The 14822-nt window shown below is 65.8% G+C and carries 15 protein-coding genes and 1 pseudogene; 6 read left to right on the top strand and 10 right to left on the bottom strand.

The genetic code is table 11. From position 1 onward, the window contains the following. Positions 1 to 49 precede the first annotated feature (49 nt). From ACQPXH_RS16475 to ACQPXH_RS16455, 5 genes are all read right to left on the bottom strand, one after another. On the bottom strand, positions 50 to 658 hold the full coding sequence (locus ACQPXH_RS16475) for a GTP-binding protein (protein WP_433603190.1): 609 nt from the start codon (positions 656 to 658) through the stop codon (positions 50 to 52). Beyond that, on the bottom strand, positions 639 to 1013 hold the full coding sequence (locus tag ACQPXH_RS16470; protein ID WP_433603189.1) for a DUF742 domain-containing protein: 375 nt from the start codon (positions 1011 to 1013) through the stop codon (positions 639 to 641). The genes ACQPXH_RS16475 and ACQPXH_RS16470 overlap by 20 nt, the downstream gene beginning before the upstream one ends. Then, a complete protein-coding gene (locus tag ACQPXH_RS16465) occupies positions 1010 to 1405 on the bottom strand; it encodes a roadblock/LC7 domain-containing protein (RefSeq protein ID WP_433603188.1) in 396 nt (131 codons plus the stop codon). Before ACQPXH_RS16465 ends, ACQPXH_RS16470 begins: the two co-directional genes overlap by 4 nt. Then, positions 1383 to 3836 (bottom strand): sensor histidine kinase, encoded by a 2454-nt coding sequence (locus ACQPXH_RS16460; protein ID WP_433603187.1) that lies wholly within the window; start codon positions 3834 to 3836, stop codon positions 1383 to 1385. The genes ACQPXH_RS16465 and ACQPXH_RS16460 overlap by 23 nt, the downstream gene beginning before the upstream one ends. A 147-nt stretch (positions 3837 to 3983) precedes the next feature. Next, positions 3984 to 4352, bottom strand: a complete 369-nt coding sequence (locus ACQPXH_RS16455; RefSeq protein ID WP_433603186.1) for a DoxX family protein — start codon at positions 4350 to 4352, stop codon at positions 3984 to 3986. A gap of 173 nt (positions 4353 to 4525) precedes the next feature. Here ACQPXH_RS16455 and ACQPXH_RS16450 point away from each other — a divergent pair, with 173 nt between their 5' ends. Further along, positions 4526 to 6115, top strand: coding sequence for a succinic semialdehyde dehydrogenase (locus ACQPXH_RS16450; RefSeq protein ID WP_433603185.1), 1590 nt, complete (start codon positions 4526 to 4528; stop codon positions 6113 to 6115). Between the two features lie 151 nt (positions 6116 to 6266). Here the strand turns inward: ACQPXH_RS16450 and ACQPXH_RS16445 are convergent, their stop codons facing one another. From ACQPXH_RS16445 to ACQPXH_RS16435, 3 genes and pseudogenes are all read right to left on the bottom strand, one after another. Continuing rightward, a complete protein-coding gene (locus tag ACQPXH_RS16445) occupies positions 6267 to 6671 on the bottom strand; it encodes a DUF779 domain-containing protein (RefSeq protein ID WP_433603184.1) in 405 nt (134 codons plus the stop codon). Position 6672: 1 nt separating this feature from the next. After that, a pseudogene (locus ACQPXH_RS16440) lies at positions 6673 to 7221 on the bottom strand (aldehyde dehydrogenase family protein); the annotation flags it as partial. A gap of 122 nt (positions 7222 to 7343) precedes the next feature. Then, the gene (locus ACQPXH_RS16435) at positions 7344 to 8564 is read right to left on the bottom strand and encodes a transcriptional regulator (protein WP_433603183.1); all 1221 of its coding nucleotides are present in this window, start codon (positions 8562 to 8564) and stop codon (positions 7344 to 7346) included. 146 nt (positions 8565 to 8710) lie between these two features. Here ACQPXH_RS16435 and ACQPXH_RS16430 point away from each other — a divergent pair, with 146 nt between their 5' ends. Beyond that, the gene (locus tag ACQPXH_RS16430) at positions 8711 to 9136 is read left to right on the top strand and encodes an MmcQ/YjbR family DNA-binding protein (protein WP_433603182.1); all 426 of its coding nucleotides are present in this window, start codon (positions 8711 to 8713) and stop codon (positions 9134 to 9136) included. A gap of 59 nt (positions 9137 to 9195) precedes the next feature. On the opposite strand, the gene ACQPXH_RS16425 is transcribed toward ACQPXH_RS16430, so the two are convergent. Both ACQPXH_RS16425 and ACQPXH_RS16420 read right to left on the bottom strand, forming a co-directional pair. Further along, the gene (locus ACQPXH_RS16425; protein WP_433603181.1) at positions 9196 to 9396 is read right to left on the bottom strand and encodes a hypothetical protein; all 201 of its coding nucleotides are present in this window, start codon (positions 9394 to 9396) and stop codon (positions 9196 to 9198) included. A gap of 9 nt (positions 9397 to 9405) precedes the next feature. Continuing rightward, positions 9406 to 10455 carry an NAD-dependent epimerase/dehydratase family protein gene (locus ACQPXH_RS16420; protein WP_433603180.1) on the bottom strand — a complete coding sequence of 350 codons (1050 nt, stop codon included), beginning with the start codon at positions 10453 to 10455 and terminating at the stop codon, positions 9406 to 9408. Between the two features lie 111 nt (positions 10456 to 10566). Here ACQPXH_RS16420 and ACQPXH_RS16415 point away from each other — a divergent pair, with 111 nt between their 5' ends. The 4 genes from ACQPXH_RS16415 (at position 10567) to ACQPXH_RS16400 (ending at position 14522) form a co-directional block, all read left to right on the top strand. After that, the gene (locus ACQPXH_RS16415; RefSeq protein ID WP_433603179.1) at positions 10567 to 11181 is read left to right on the top strand and encodes a TetR/AcrR family transcriptional regulator; all 615 of its coding nucleotides are present in this window, start codon (positions 10567 to 10569) and stop codon (positions 11179 to 11181) included. 83 nt (positions 11182 to 11264) lie between these two features. Beyond that, a complete protein-coding gene (locus ACQPXH_RS16410) occupies positions 11265 to 11576 on the top strand; it encodes a nuclear transport factor 2 family protein (protein ID WP_433603178.1) in 312 nt (103 codons plus the stop codon). A 13-nt stretch (positions 11577 to 11589) separates the two neighbouring features. Continuing rightward, positions 11590 to 12732 carry an alkaline phosphatase family protein gene (locus ACQPXH_RS16405; RefSeq protein WP_433603177.1) on the top strand — a complete coding sequence of 381 codons (1143 nt, stop codon included), beginning with the start codon at positions 11590 to 11592 and terminating at the stop codon, positions 12730 to 12732. Between the two features lie 566 nt (positions 12733 to 13298). Next, positions 13299 to 14522, top strand: a complete 1224-nt coding sequence (locus tag ACQPXH_RS16400; RefSeq protein ID WP_433603176.1) for an oxygenase MpaB family protein — start codon at positions 13299 to 13301, stop codon at positions 14520 to 14522. The last annotated feature ends 300 nt before the right edge of the window (positions 14523 to 14822 follow it).

The following is a 14822-nucleotide window of genomic DNA, read 5'->3' as shown; positions in this document are numbered from 1 at the left end:
CATCACCCGGGGGCACCGCATCAGCACCCGGCAGGAACGGTAGCGGCGATCAGGTGGCGACCGGAGCCCGCCCGGCTCGTTCGATGAGGTGCTGTACCAGGTTGAGCAGTATGCCTTTGCAGGAGGTGCGGTCGCGGGCGTCGCACAACATGACCGGGATGTGGTCGTCGAGGTCGAGCGCGTCGCGTACTTCGTCGACGGTGTAGGCCGGTGCCCCGTCGAAGCAATTCACCGCGACCAGGAATGCGAGTCCGCGTCGTTCGAAGAAGTCCACGGCGGCGAAGGAATTGCCGAGTCGTCGGGTGTCGGCGATGACGACGGCGCCGAGTGCGCCGCGTGAGAGTTCGTCCCAGAGGAACCAGAATCGGTCTTGGCCGGGTGTGCCGAATAGGTAGAGCACCAGGTTGGGGTCGATAGTGATCCGCCCGAAGTCCAGCGCGACTGTCGTGCTGGTTTTTCGTTCGACGCCGGATAGGTCGTCGACACCGGTGCTGACTTCGGTGATCAGCTCTTCGGTGCGCAGTGGTGCGACCTCGCTGATCGAGGACACCAGGGTTGTTTTGCCCACGCCGAATCCACCGGCGATGAGAATTTTGACCGAAGACGCCAGCTGCGGTGTCGCAGCCGACCGGGTCGGATCAAAGCTTTCGGATGCCATCCAGTACCGCTCGCAATATGTTGAGATCGCCGGGACCCACGTCCGGCTGCACCGGCGCCCGGAAGATCAAGTGGCCCTCGCCGATCAGATCGCCGACGAGAATCTTGGTCACCGCCAAGGGAAGTTTCAGATACGCCGCCACCTCGGCGACCGACTGCGGTGCGCGGCACAGACGTACGATATCCGCGTATTCCGGATCTGTCCGCCGCAGGGTGGGCGGTGGATCGGCCATGACGACCACAGTGAGCATGTCCAGGTCATGGCCTGCCCCCATCACCCGCCCGCGGGTGACCGCATAAGGCCGAACCAGCGGACCGGCCTCGTCGTCGAACCATTGCCCACCGCCGTGTGTCATGGCAAACGCGCTGGGGTGGATAGGTAGGTCCCGACACGTTGGACGGTGACGTTCATTTCGTAGGCCACCATCCCGAGATTGGCTGATTCGGCCGCCTGTAGCGCCAGGCAGGCGTTGGCGCCCGCGGAGGTGACGAACAACACCGCTCGGTCGAGTTCGATTACGGCCTGGCGGACCCCACCGCCGTCGAAGCGGCTGCCTGCGCTGCGGGCCAAGCCGTAGAGGGTGGAGGACATCGCGGCGAAATGTTCGGCGTCCTCGCGGCTCATCGTCGTCGAGCGGCCGAGGAGCAGGCCGTCGGTGGACAGCACCACCGCATACCGCACGCCGGCCAGTCGATCGACGAGATCGTCGAGGAGCCAGTTGAGATCACCGGGGATGGAAGAAGTCACCGTTGCCTTCCTGTTCATCGGAGTGTTTACCGCTCGGTCCCTGATAGGTGCCGAATTGCTCGGCGGCCGCCACCTCGGGCAGCACGGCATCGAGGACGGCTCGGCGGCCTTGCCTGGTCCCGTTTTCGATGGCGGACATGAGGTTTCGGGCCTGCTCCGCCGAGCGCTCCCGCTCCAGCGGCTGCTCCGCTTCGGGCTCGGCCGTGGTCGGCTGGGCCAATTGCGGTGCGATGCTGGCCTGTCGGTTCCGGCGCGGCAGCACGGGCCTGGTATCCGCGGTCGTCGGCTGCGCCGCCTCGAACGAGGGCCGCGGCGCCGGTGCCTCGATGGCAGGTGGTGCCACCGGCGGCGCGGTGAGCACCGCGGATTCGTTTTCCGCGCCACCATGGTGGGAGGAATCGACGAACGGAACCGGGTGCCGTCGCCGGCGCGCCGACGCCAGCGGTTCGGAATCCGTTGTCAGAGTGTGTGCTTCATTGGCCAGCAGAGCCGACGGGATGAGCACGATAGCGCGGATGCCGCCGTAATCGGACTCCGAGAGCCGAACCGAAACCCCGTGCCGTGCGGCCAGCTGCGCGACCACGAACAGTCCCAGTCGGGAGTCCGAGGACAATGCCGCGACACCGAAATCCGGTGGATTGCGCAACATCTCGTTGACCCGGGCGATCTCGGACTCGGTCATGCCCATGCCCTGATCGCTGATCTCGGCGACCACGCCCTTGCCGACCACATTGCCGCCTACTTCCACTCGCGACTGCGGCGGCGAGAAGGAGGTCGCATTGTCCACCAGTTCGGCGAGCAGGTGGGTCAGGTCGGCCACGACCGCGCCGAGCACATGGGTCTCGGGCAGTCGCGACACGCGCACCCTGGCATAGTCCAGGGTTTCGCCGACCGCACTGCGCACCAGATCGATCAGCGGCACCGGATTGCGCCACTGCCGCCCCGGCTGACCGCCGCCGAGAATGATCAGATTCTCGGCATTGCGGCGCTCGCGGGTGGCGAGGTGGTCGAGCCGGAACAGGGTCTCCAGCAGGACTGGATCTTCCTGGCGGTCCTCGGCCTGGTCGAGGATTTCCAGTTGCCGGTGCACCACGATCTGGCTGCGGTGCGCGATATTCAAGAAGACCGCCTTCACACCCTCACGGGTGCGGGCCTCGGTCACCGCGCCCGCCACGGCCGCGGCATGCGCGTGCTGGAATGCCTTGGCCACCTGGCCGATCTCATCGTCACCGTAATCCAGTTCCGCGGATTCGGCCTCCGGATCGATGAGCTCACCCTCGCCGAGCCGGCGCATCAGCTCGGGCAGCCGCTCGTCGGCCAGCGCGAGGGTCTCACCGCGAAGCCGCTCGAGCCGGTTGATGACTCGGTTGGCCAGCACGATCGCGATCAAGAACGCCAGCAGGCTGACCGCGACGACACCGCCACCGGCCCACGCGGATCGCGCGGTGGCATCGGCGGCCTTGTCCTCGGCCAACTTCTGTGAGTGCTTGTTCTGCGTGATCCACACATCGATCAGCCCGCGGTTCACCTCGGCGGCCGCGCTGTGCCACTCCTGCGTGCTCAAGGGCAGTGCGGGCGGCGTCGCCTGTTTGGTGCTGCTGCTCGACGAGCTGGATGAACTCGACGAGCTGGAGGTGGTGCTCGTCGTCGTAGTGCGTTGGGCCAGCGCGTTTTCCATGGCGCTGAGCTGCTGCCAGGCCTGGCTCGCCATCAGCGTGTGCAGGCTCTCCTGCTGCTTGGGATCCAGTTCGCCGGCCAGATTGGCGGCCTCGGCGTGGTAGAAGCCGATCTGGCGCAGGAACTCCTCCACCGGAATGGGGGTCGGCCCGTTCGCATTGGCGATCATGCCCGCGAGTGCGGTGCTGCGCGACATCGCTTCGGCCACCAGGAAGATCCGCATACCGTCGGCGATATGCACACCGATCGCGGCATCCGGCGCGGACTCTTCGGCGAGCTCGGTACCGAAGGTGATGACGTCGAGCAGTCGGTTGTAGAAGTTGTAGGCGTCGGCGACGGGCAGCGTCCTGGCATCGGTGAGCGCGCGGACCTGGCTCATCGATGTCGACAGTGTTATGAAGTTCGCGGCATTGTCGCCGATCTTCGAATCGTCCACCGCCCGTAGTCCGGCGGAGGCATCGATGAGGCCCTTCAGTGCGCCGTCGAGGCGCATCCGCGCCACACCGAGCGCGGGGGCGGCCGTATCGTCGCCGGTCAGCGCGGCCACCGCAAGCTGACGTTCGCCCTGGACCGCCTCGAGCAATTCGCGGGTCGAGGGTATCGCCTGCTGATTCTGCGACGCCCAGTCCTCGGCTTTATTTCCCTCGGTAACCAGATATCCCGCCGCGCCCACGCCGACCACGAGCAGAGTCAGGCTCGGCACGAGCGCGATCGCCAGAATCCGCGTTCGGACCCCGAGCCTCGCTCTGAACATCGCCATAACCTAAACCAGTTGTGACCATTTCGTTGCTCATGTCCCGCTGAACGGGACTCGAGTTGACAGAACCGTGGCACTTGCGCCGGCACGTCAGATGAGATGCTGAACCAGCGTCAGCCGGGTTGCTGGTGTACCGAACCGCGGTCACAGCCCCGCGAAGCGGCCGATCGCGACCAGTACGGCAATGATCAGGATCGTCGTGGTGATCGCGATATTGCGCGGTTCGCGCAGCCGGATGTGCGAGCTGATCGCACCGATCATCACCACGGCGAAACCGACCGCCGCCAATGGGGTGAGCACCGGTGCGATCCCGGTCAACCACGGCACGATAATGCCGATGACACCGAGCAATTCGGCGTAGGCGGTCAGGCGCACGACCGGCTTCGGGAACACCGCGACGCCCGTCTGGCCCATCTCGACCAACTTGTCCTTGGATTGCGTGGCCTTCGCGATCCCGGATGCGGTGAACACGACGGCCAGCACGATCTGTCCGATCCACAGCGCGATATTCATGATTCCTCCTCGATTGGGTTCAGGTGCCCATGAGACAAATCAGCTCTCGCGAACGTGACAGTTTCGGCCGAAAAGGCATTGTCATCCGCCGAGCCCAGGTAGTGGCTGCTATGGCTACCGCAGGCGGCGTATGTTGTGTGTATCCCGGGGTTACTCACAAGTAGGAGGCACCGATGCCCGCGCCGAATGCCGAAGTCTTCGACCGCCTGAGTGCGCTCGCCGCGATCGCTGATCCGGCCGCTAGCGATCGCTTGCGGGTCGCTCGAAAGGGTCAGCCCCGTGCGCGCAAAACCATCGCCGAAACCTTCACCGGCACCGCACTCGGCAGCGTACCCGTGGGCACCGCCGATGATGTGGCCGCCGCACTCGACAAGGCCAAGGCCGCGCAGGTCCGATGGGCCGCGCGCTCGGCCGAGGACCGTGCCGCGGTACTCGAGCGATACCGCGAATTGGTCGTCGAACAGCGCGAATTCCTGATGGACGTGATCCAGGCCGAAACCGGCAAAGCGCGCTGGGCCGCCCAAGAAGAGATCATGGGCCTGATGTTCGCGGCCCGCTATTTCGCCAGGGTCGCACCCGATCTGCTCGACGCGCGCCGCGTACCGGGCGCCTTCCCGGTACTCAACCGGGCGACCGTGCGCCACCACCCCAAGGGCGTCGTCGGTGTGGTCGCGCCGTGGAACTATCCGATGCTGCTGTCCATCGGCGATTCGATCCCTGCGCTGCTCGCGGGCAATGCGGTGATCGTCAAACCCGACAGCCAGACCCCGTTCTCCGCGTTGGCCAGCGCCGAGCTGCTCTACCAGGCCGGACTGCCCCGCGACCTGCTCGCCGTCGTTCCCGGACCGGGCACTGTGGTCGGTACCGCGATCGTGGACAACTGCGACTACCTGATGTTCACCGGCTCCTCCGCGACCGGGCGCACCCTGGCCGAACAGTGCGGGCGCAGACTCATCGGCTTCTCCGCCGAACTCGGCGGCAAGAATCCGATGATCGTCACCCGCGGCGCGAAACTCGACAAGGCGGCCAAGGCCGCGGTGCGCGCCTGCTTCTCCAATGCGGGTCAGCTGTGTATTTCGATCGAACGGCTGTATGTGGAGAAGGCGGTCGCCGCGGAGTTCACCGAAAAGTTCGTCGCCGCCGTGCGGGCCGCGAAACTGGGTGCGGCCTATGACTATTCGGCCGATATCGGCAGCTTGATCTCCGAGGCGCAATTGGAGACCGTCTCCAAGCATGTCGCCGACGCGACCTCCAAGGGCGCTCAGGTGCTCGTGGGCGGCAAGGCGCGCCCGGATCTGGGACCACTGTTCTTCGAACCCACCGTGCTCGCCGATGTCACCGACGAGATGGAATGCGGTCGCAACGAAACCTTCGGCCCGCTGGTCTCGATCTACCCGGTCGACAGCGTCGAGGAGGCGATCGGGCTGGCCAACGACACCGAATACGGCCTGAACGCGAGCGTCTGGGCGGCGAGCAAGGACGCGGGGGAGCGGATCGCCGAGCGGCTGCACGCGGGCACCGTCTGCGTCGACGAGGGTTACGCCCCGGCCTGGGGCACCACCGCCGCACCGATGGGCGGTATGGGCATCTCCGGTGTCGGGCGCAGGCACGGCCCGGACGGGCTGCTGAAGTTCACCGAACCGCAGACCGTAGTGGTCACGCGCTTCATGAATCTCGATGCACCGCCGGTGATTTCGAAGGACAAATGGCAGCGCCTGCTGATGACGCTCACCCGCGGTTTCCGTTTCCTGCCCGGCCGGTAAGACACCGACCCCGCCGTCCCGGTCTGCAGCGGGACGGCGGGGCTTCGTGGTGTCGGCCCAGGGCTGCGGACCCCCTGGCCGATCACCCGTTGGCCGCCCGCGGACGCACCCGCGGGCGTGAATCAGGCACCGGCGACTGCTTTTTCGGCAGTCAACTCATCCGATCGGCTCCCGTCCGCGGCGGCGGTCCCGCCGCCAACGCTGCCGTCTCCTCATCGGTCAGCAGACGCGATCTGATGACGAACCGCACGCCCTCGGGCGCCTCCAGGGAGAATCCGCTGCCGCGCCCGGTCACCACATCCACGGTGAGGTGGGTGTGCTTCCACCGTTCGAATTGGTCGCCGCTGATCCAGAATTCGGTATGCCACGGCAGCCGGCCGAGCAGCACATCCGCGCCGCCGACCCGGAATTCGCGCACCCCGAAACACATCGGTGAACTGCCGTCGCAGCAGCCGCCGGATTGGTGGAACTGCACCGGTCCGTGCTGTTCTATCAACCGGCGCAACACTTCTCGCGCCCGCTCGGTGATCGCGACGCGGGCTACTCTGCCGTGCATCAGAAAATCCGAGTTTTGTCGGTGAATAGCTGACCAGCAGATTCTTGGCCTGCTGGTAGTGCTCGAGCATCATTTTGTGGTTGTCCCGGCCGATGCCGGACTTCTTGTACCGGCCGAAGGCGGCGGGTGCGGGGTACGCGTGGAAACAGTTGGTCCATACTCGCCCTGCCTTGATTGCTCGGCCCATCCGGTACGCCGTGGTGATATCGCTGGTCCATACCCCGGCGCCGGGGCCGTAGAGGGTGTCGTCGGCGATCATGGTCGCCTCTTCGAATTGGTCGTTACTGGCTTGGGCTCCGATCATGGTGGTGTCGTCGAGCGGATTGCCGCCCCTGATGGCTCGGGTCCGCTCGATGCTGCGGGCCAGGAATTCGTCGTAGATCGATGAAGGGATCAGTGCGGGCGAGGGACAGGTGCGCACCTCACCCTGGTCGAGCGCGAACATCACGAAGCCCTCGACGGTCTTGTCCAGGAATCCGTCGTCGGCGGCAATGACATCGGGCAGAAAGATATTGGGGCTCTCACCGCCCAACTCCAGCCTGGTCACGATGCCGGTGGCGGACCCCGGTTCGGCGTAGATCATCTGTGGGCGCTCCTCGCGAATCTTGCCTGCCGGGCCACTATGTCCGGAGAAGGTTGGTGCGAGGTTGGTGCCGTTGTGACAGGGGTGACTCAGGAGCGCAGCGCGGTATACAACCGAGCGACGACTACGGACCGGCGCACATCGTCGGCGGGCAGTAACCGCAGCGCGTGTTCGTGGACCTCGATATCGTCGGGGGCGCGCTCACCGAAGGCCACGGCGTGATCGGCGCGGTCGCTGGCCAGTACCGCGGTGCGCACCCCGACATCGAGATGGTTACGCCACTGCAGCACACCTGGGGTGTCCGAACCGGGCAGCAGCGGTCCGCGGTAGAGCCAGACCGCCGAGGTGGTGTCGCCGGCCTGGATGGCGGCGAGCAGATCGACCGCATCGCAGGAGACCGGGCCGGTGAGCATGTACCGGCGGTTGCTGATCTCACCGCCGGTGGTACGTCGCAGATGTGAGACATCGGCCTTGAGCGTGCTCGAGGACACCGGACGGTCGCCGTAGACGGCGGCCTGTAGTTGTTCGGGGGTGAACCCGTCGGGCTCCAGCGCGAGCAGCGCCAGGATTTCCAAGTGGCGCGGCGGCAATGGCACCGGCCTGCCGTCGCGGACCAGCCGTGCGCCGCCCAGACATTCGAGCCGCACACCGCGCGCCGGTGTCGGTGCGGCCGCCCGCAACACCGTTTCGACCGCGGTGACCAGCGCGCGGACCGAGGTCAGCACCATCGGATGCGAACGCTCCCAGGAACTGGACAGATCGAGCACACCGATCTTGCGGCCGTCGGGTGCGTGGATCGGCGCGGAATAGCAGACCCAGCTGTGCAGCGCGGCGACCAGATGTTCGGCGGAGAACACGGTGGTCGGGCGGTCGCTGTGCAGGGCGAGCGACAAACCGTTGGTGCCCATATGGCTTTCGTCCCAGCAGCCGCCCGGCGCGAAGTTGACCGCCTCGGCTTGGCGGCGCAGCGCGCGATCGCCGCACGACCACAGGATGGTGCCCGCGGCATCGGTGACGACCGCGAGATAGCCGGCGTCCTCGGAGAGGTCGCGCAGATCACCGGCCAGCTCGGTAATCGGTTGGCGCAGTGGCGATTCGGTCCAGCGATCGCGGATGTTGTCCAGGCCGGGCGCCTCGGTACAACTCGGGTCGACGGTCGTCAGCGACCGCTGCCAGGATTGGAAGACCTCATTGCGTAGCGAGGTCGACCCCGCGGGTATGCCGAGAGTGCTACTCGGAGCCGTCGCCCAACGCGCCCATTCTTTTTCCAGCGCGGCCCGTTGTTGGGTGAGGGTGCGGAATTGTGCCACCTCGTCAACCCCATCGTCAGTGTGAGCTCACATTCGCTACCTCATGATGGCGTACGCATTAGCTCGAGTCGAGGGTTCGACGGCAAACCGACCGTCCTCCATTGACGACTCGACTCCGATGTGCGATCGCGGTCTACGCTGCTGATATGGCGAGAGTTCCGCGTCGAGCCAAGGTGGCCGACGTGCACGAACTGGCCACCGGCATGCCGTTTGTCAATCGGGTGGACGGTCCGCACGGCAATGCTGTGTACCAGGTCGGCGGCAAATCCTTCGTCTTCTTCCGCAATCCGCGCCCCGACGCTTTCGACCCGGACACCGGTGAGCGCTATGCCGATGTGATCGTCATCTGGGTGCCCTCGGAGTCGGACAAACTCGCGCTGGTACAGGATCCGGATTCACCGTTCTTCACCACCCCGCATTTCGACGGGCATCTTTCGGTCCTGGTGCGCGGCAGCCGCATCGGTGAACTCGGTAAGCAAGAGTTGGCCGAGGTCATCCAGGACGCGTGGCTGAGCCGGGCTTCCCGGAAACGGGCGGCCGACTGGCTGGCCGCGCACAATGTCGCGGACTGACGTGCCCTGTCTACCAGGCCGAACCGATCAGCACGGCGCGAGCGCCAGTCCCACCCAAATCATCCCACCCAAATCATCCCGGCCAAGGTCACCACCGCCGCCATAATCGGACCCGGTCGCCGCAACCTGGCCGACCCGATGATCCGTCGCACCACATTTCGCCATTGCGGCGGCGCATCGGATTTCGTCTCCGGTGTCCGCCTGCCCAACCAGCGTCGCACCAACCCGATGGTGCCGATGATGAGTGTCGCGATCAGCATGGCCCCGCCCTACGCATTCGACGCTGCCCGACGCGACGACGCACCGTCGGCCCGAGGCACGACGCCGAATTCGATCAAACTCTCCGCGGTATCCAGAACCGTTTCCCGCACCGGCCGCATCGACCATCCGAGCTCACGCCGCGCCTTCTCGGAGCTGATCTGCTCGGTACGGCCCAACGTCGGCACCGTCAATCGAATCCCCTTGTCGAACAAGGCAATCGTCCGCACGAGAATATTCGGGATCACCCGTGTCGGTACCCGGTATCCACGCGGCCCGAACTCCTCGGCCAACGTTCGCCCCATATCCGCCATCCAGACATGTTCACCCGCGCAGATATACCGATTTCCGACCGCTCCGGGAGCCTCCAGCGCCAGTCGATGCGCCACCGCGAGATCCCGCACATCCACCACTGCCCATCCCACGCGCGGTGAACCGGGCGCATCACGAGCGAGCAGGCGGCGCACCGGTTCGTGCGATGTGCTCGTCGCCGCGGATTGCAACGGCCCCAACACCATTCCTGGATTCACCACCACCAGCTCGAGATCCGACTTCGCGGCGAAATCCCATGCCGCCCGTTCGGCCAGGGTCTTGCTCTTCTGATAGGCCGCACTGCGTTCGACCACCGACCAATCGGCCTCGGTGCGCACCGCATCGGTTTCGTGACCATAGGTGATCGCGGCGACCGAGGAGGTGAGCACGACCCGCTGAATGCCGCCGTCGGCACACGCCCGCAAGACTCGCAATGTCCCGTCGACCGCGGTATCGATCAGTTCCCGTTCGTCGTCCGGTGGGGTCGCCGGAAACGGTGATGCCACGTGTAGGACGGAGGTGCAGCCCGAAACGGCCGCCGCCCACCCCGCATCGTCGTCGAGATCGGCCGCGACGAACTCCAACTCGCCGCCGAGACGATCCGCAAGTGCCACCAGATGTGCGCGTTTATCCGCTTTTCCGAGGTCGCGAACCGTGCCGCGCACGGCATATCCGTGCTCGATCAGTTCGGCGATGACGTGTCCGGCGACGAATCCTGTTGCGCCGGTGACGAGTACCCGTGAGTTCATATGCTTACCCGCTTCGAAGGAGGGAATGCGGCCAGCCCATCTGAGCGCCGCTCAGATCATCTAAGCACTGCATAGTTAGGCTGTCCAGCAGGCGTCGAATACGCTCGATTGGTGACGCGGACCAGTTACCACCACGGCGCGCTGCGCGACACGCTCCTCGCCGCCTGCCTGCGGCTGATCGAGACCGAGGGCCTCGCCGCGGTCAGCCTGCGGCGGGTGGCCCGCGAGGCGGGCGTGAGCACCGGCGCGCCGTACCACCATTTCGCTGATCGCTCGGCCCTGCTCGCCGCGCTGTCGACCCAGGGATTCCGGCAGCTCGGCAGCGACTTGGCCGCCGCGCGCGCCGCCGCCGAGACACCGCTACAAGCGTTGACCGCGCTGGCCGAAACCTATGTGCGGTTCTCCCAGGAAAATCCCGGCTACTTCCGTCTCATGTTCCGCCCGGAACTCTCGCAACCCGAAAAGCATCCGGACGCGGGAGCGGCGGGCGACGCGGCCTTCGATGTCCTCGCCGACACCATTACCGAAGCCGTCGCCGCCGGATTGCTGCCCGCCGACAAGGCCGACACCCTGGCCGTCATGTGGTGGAGCCTGGCGCATGGCATGGCCTCGCTGTGGTTGGACGGTCAGCTCGAAAAGCGCAGCATCCAACTCGGCACCACCGCACCCACACTGGTCGAGGACATCATGCGCACCCTCACCGCGCTGGTCGGCCCCCGCGCGTGACACCCGCGCGAGCGCACCCGACACTAGAGTGAAGCCGAAACATTTGCTGTTCGATGCGCCCGCACTTCGAGAGGGATGTTCCGATGACACAGCAGCTCGATCCAACGGTCCAGGAATTCGTCACCGCGCTCAACGACAGCGATCAGGACCGCTTCTACGCCATTCTCACCGACGACGCGACCATGTCCGATGACGGTGTGGAGCGCAATCTCGTCCAGTGGACCGACTCCGAGATCTTCGGCAGCAATGGGCGCATGAATGTCGAATCGGTCGGCGACAATGGCACCGAACTGGTTGCCGACTACACGAATTCCCGCTGGGGTTCGATGCGCACCGCGTGGCGCTTCATCGTCCGCGACGGCAAGATCAGTCGATTCGAGACCGGCCAAGCCTGAGTAGCCTGAGTTCGTGTTCATCACGCCCCATTACGGCACGGGGTCCCTGGCTGATCTGTTCCCCTCCCTCCTCGCCGGGTTCGGCGTGCCCGGCGAGGGCGACCGGCTCGGCCTCGATCTCGCCGCCGACCGGATCTGTGTGCTGCTGATCGACGGTCTGGGCGCGGATGCGCTCGCCGCGAATTCCGATGCGGCGCCGTTCCTGTCGGCGCTGGCGCAGCGCACGCTGACGGCCGGCTTCCCGAGCACGACGACGGTCAGTCTGAGCTCACTCGGCGTCGGTGTCCCACCCGGCGAACACGGGTTCACCGGATACCTGATACACGTGCCCGGCTACGACCGGCTGGTGAATGCGCTGACCTGGCGGCTGCACGGCGCGGGACCGAAGGTCGACCTGCTGCGGGATCTGGTGCCGGAGCAATTCCAGCCCACCGCCACGGTTTTCGAGCGCGCGGCGGCCGACGGGATCGCGGTGGCCCAGGTCGCGCCGCGACTGCAGGCGGGTTCCGGGCTGACCAGGGCGGTGCTGCGCGGCTGCGAATTCCGCCCCTATGTTTCCGTCGGCGATTTCGTCGACGGCGTCGCGACCGCATTGCGCGCGGGCCCGCGCTCGCTGGTCTACGCCTACCACGGCAACCTCGACACGACCGGTCACGTGCGCGGACCATCCTCGGACGCTTGGCTTTTGGAGCTCGCGCACGTCGACCGGCTGGCCGTCACCATCGCCGAACATCTGCCACCCGATGCCGCGCTCGTCGTGACCGCCGACCACGGCATGGTGGAACTCGCCGACCGCGTCGACTTCGACAAGACCGAGATACTGCGCGAGGGTGTACGCCTACTCGGCGGCGAGCCCCGCGCCCGCCATGTCTTCACCGTCGACGGCGCGACCGCCGATGTGACGGCGACCTGGCAGGAATACCTCGGCGCCGACTTCGATGTCATCTCCCGTGCCGAGGCGATCGACCGCGCCTGGTTCGGCCCCACGGTGGCACCGCATATCGTCGAGCGCATCGGCGATCTCGTGGTCGCGGCCCGTGGTCTGCGCGGCATCGTGCGCACCGGCGCCGAACCGCTGGAATCCACGCTGATCGGCCACCACGGTTCACTCACGCCCGCGGAGATGAATGTGCCGCTGTGCACGTTCCGACCGTAACCGTCCCGTTGCCCTGGTGCTCCAGCCGGAATTTCTGATCGGTGCAGCTGCTGGTCAGCCGGGGGACGCAAGTTCAGCCACTGCGTGATCATCCGGTATTTGGTTGGAACACAACCGAATTGGTGATGGCTGCGGGTCACAGTGCAGCGCCTGATCGCCGGCGGTGGGAGTTCGAGGAGTTGATCGCCCGGATCGGAGGGCGGTGTGCGCGGGCAGAGAACCGTCTTTCAAAGGACTGCCTGGGCGCCGATGAAACTCGCAAGGGCAGAGAGGGCGACGGGCGCGCTGCTTCCGGCAGATCCTAGGTCCAGGCGGTTGAGGAGGTTCTGGATCACGACATAGAGATTCATAGTCAGGGCCTTTCTAGGGATTTGGCGACCAAGGATCGAGAGGGAGCGAAACATGTTGCGCCGCAACGGTTGCTAGCGCACTCGCGCGTCGGTGGCGAACTGGTCATCGGAAATCCTTGCGAATTGGTTGTGATGGCGATCACGGTGTGGTGTCATCGAAGATACACGGGAACATCCGGTGTATCTTTATATCAGGCTCAATGAAGAGGACCTAGCATGGATGCACACCGTCTCAGCCGACGCGACGCGATGCGAACAGGTGGCGGGTTGTTGGGCGTGGTCGGCGCGATGGCGCTGACCGCCCGTACCGCGAGGGCGGAGCCATGGAAGTGGTCGCCCGCCGATTCGGTGGTCGGCAGCGGCGGCGGCGACGATCCGATGAAAGTGTGGGACCCCGAAGCGGATTCGGTGCTGGCGGATGTCATCGACCACGCCGATGTCCCCGAGGTCAACAGGCTGCTGGCGACCTGGATCTACAACGACCAGCCCCTGCCGGCGGGTCTGCCGCCAGGACTGGCCGACTTCATCGAATACGCTCGGCAGCTGCCTTCGTGGACCGACCAGGGCAAGCTGGCCAGTTCCTTCCAGTTCTACAAGAAGCGTGGAACGTATCTAGGTGTGCTCTACGCCTTCGCCAGCGGCATGATGTCCACGGTCATCCCGCACGAGGCGCTCGCGGTGTACTACTCACGCGGCGGGTCGCATTTGAAGGAACGCATCGCCAAGACCGCGAAATTCGGGTACGACATCGGCGCGGTCAACGCCTACGGAGACGGCGGCGAGATGGTCGTGACCTGCGTGAAGACCAGGATCATCCACGCGTCCGTGCGGCACCTGCTGCCGCGGTCACCATACTGGCCCACCGGTGTCACCCCGATCAGCCAGGACGACCTGATGGTCACCTGGCACAGCCTGGCCACCACCATCATGCGGACCCTCACCGCATGGAAATTGGCCATCCCGGCCGCCGAATCCGAAGGCTACCTGCACAGTTGGCAGCTGGCCGCGCACCTGCTCGGCATCCGCGACGAATACATCCCCTCGACTTGGGAACAGGCCAACGCACAGGCCGGACAGCAGCTCGACCCTATCCTCGCGCCCACCGCCGAGGGCAACGCCCTGGCGAACGAGCTGCTCAATCTCGGCGCCGATCTGGATTTGACCCTGCTCAGCCGGGGCATCCTGGGCGCGTTCACCCGATTCATCTTGGGCGACAAGATTGCCGACTGGCTCGCCATCCCCAGGGAACCGGTCTGGAGCCCGCTGCTGGAAGTCGCGTGGGGGCCCTTCGTCGCCGTCCGAGAAGGTGTGCTGTCGGTGGCCCCCGTGGTCGACGCCCCGTACTGGATGTTCGACGAGTTCCTGCGTCAGTTCACCATGTGGTACGTGGCCGAACTGCGGATGCCGCTGAGCATCGAAATCCCCCTGACCAACCGCTGAGAACGGGTACCCCGCCTGCCGCGGGGACACCCGCGAACGAGCGAACCGATGAAGAACAACCCGAACCTCGTACGGATCCGTCGTATCTCGGCCGGACTCGTCGTCGCCGGGACCGCCGCACAACCGGCGGTCGACGCCGCCCAGCGAGCCACGACCGGCTCGGCGCAGCACCTGCCCCGGAAGGCGGATCGAATGGCGTTGCGCCCATGCGGGATTCGAACTCTTCGATACGAACGCCAGCAGACATAAGGGGTCCGAGATGTGGTCCAGGACCCTGGGCGTCGACCGCCACTTCGACGC

The organism is Nocardia sp. CA-135953, assembly GCF_050955735.1.
Lineage (GTDB): Bacteria > Actinomycetota > Actinomycetes > Mycobacteriales > Mycobacteriaceae > Nocardia.
The sequence above is the reverse complement of the archived record's forward strand: the minus strand, read 5'-3'. Positions and strand labels throughout refer to the sequence as shown.

Excerpts from the sequence above, each read along its gene's own strand:
- ACQPXH_RS16475 (WP_433603190.1), bottom strand. The coding sequence starts at position 658 with ATGGCATCCGAAAGCTTTGATCCGACCCGGTCGGCTGCGACACCGCAG.
- ACQPXH_RS16470 (WP_433603189.1), bottom strand. The coding sequence starts at position 1,013 with ATGACACACGGCGGTGGGCAATGGTTCGACGACGAGGCCGGTCCGCTG.
- ACQPXH_RS16460 (WP_433603187.1), bottom strand. The coding sequence starts at position 3,836 with ATGTTCAGAGCGAGGCTCGGGGTCCGAACGCGGATTCTGGCGATCGCG.
- ACQPXH_RS16455 (WP_433603186.1), bottom strand. The coding sequence starts at position 4,352 with ATGAATATCGCGCTGTGGATCGGACAGATCGTGCTGGCCGTCGTGTTC.
- ACQPXH_RS16450 (WP_433603185.1), top strand. The coding sequence starts at position 4,526 with ATGCCCGCGCCGAATGCCGAAGTCTTCGACCGCCTGAGTGCGCTCGCC.
- ACQPXH_RS16445 (WP_433603184.1), bottom strand. The coding sequence starts at position 6,671 with ATGCACGGCAGAGTAGCCCGCGTCGCGATCACCGAGCGGGCGCGAGAA.
- ACQPXH_RS16430 (WP_433603182.1), top strand. The coding sequence starts at position 8,711 with ATGGCGAGAGTTCCGCGTCGAGCCAAGGTGGCCGACGTGCACGAACTG.
- ACQPXH_RS16425 (WP_433603181.1), bottom strand. The coding sequence starts at position 9,396 with ATGCTGATCGCGACACTCATCATCGGCACCATCGGGTTGGTGCGACGC.
- ACQPXH_RS16420 (WP_433603180.1), bottom strand. The coding sequence starts at position 10,455 with ATGAACTCACGGGTACTCGTCACCGGCGCAACAGGATTCGTCGCCGGA.
- ACQPXH_RS16410 (WP_433603178.1), top strand. The coding sequence starts at position 11,265 with ATGACACAGCAGCTCGATCCAACGGTCCAGGAATTCGTCACCGCGCTC.
- ACQPXH_RS16400 (WP_433603176.1), top strand. The coding sequence starts at position 13,299 with ATGGATGCACACCGTCTCAGCCGACGCGACGCGATGCGAACAGGTGGC.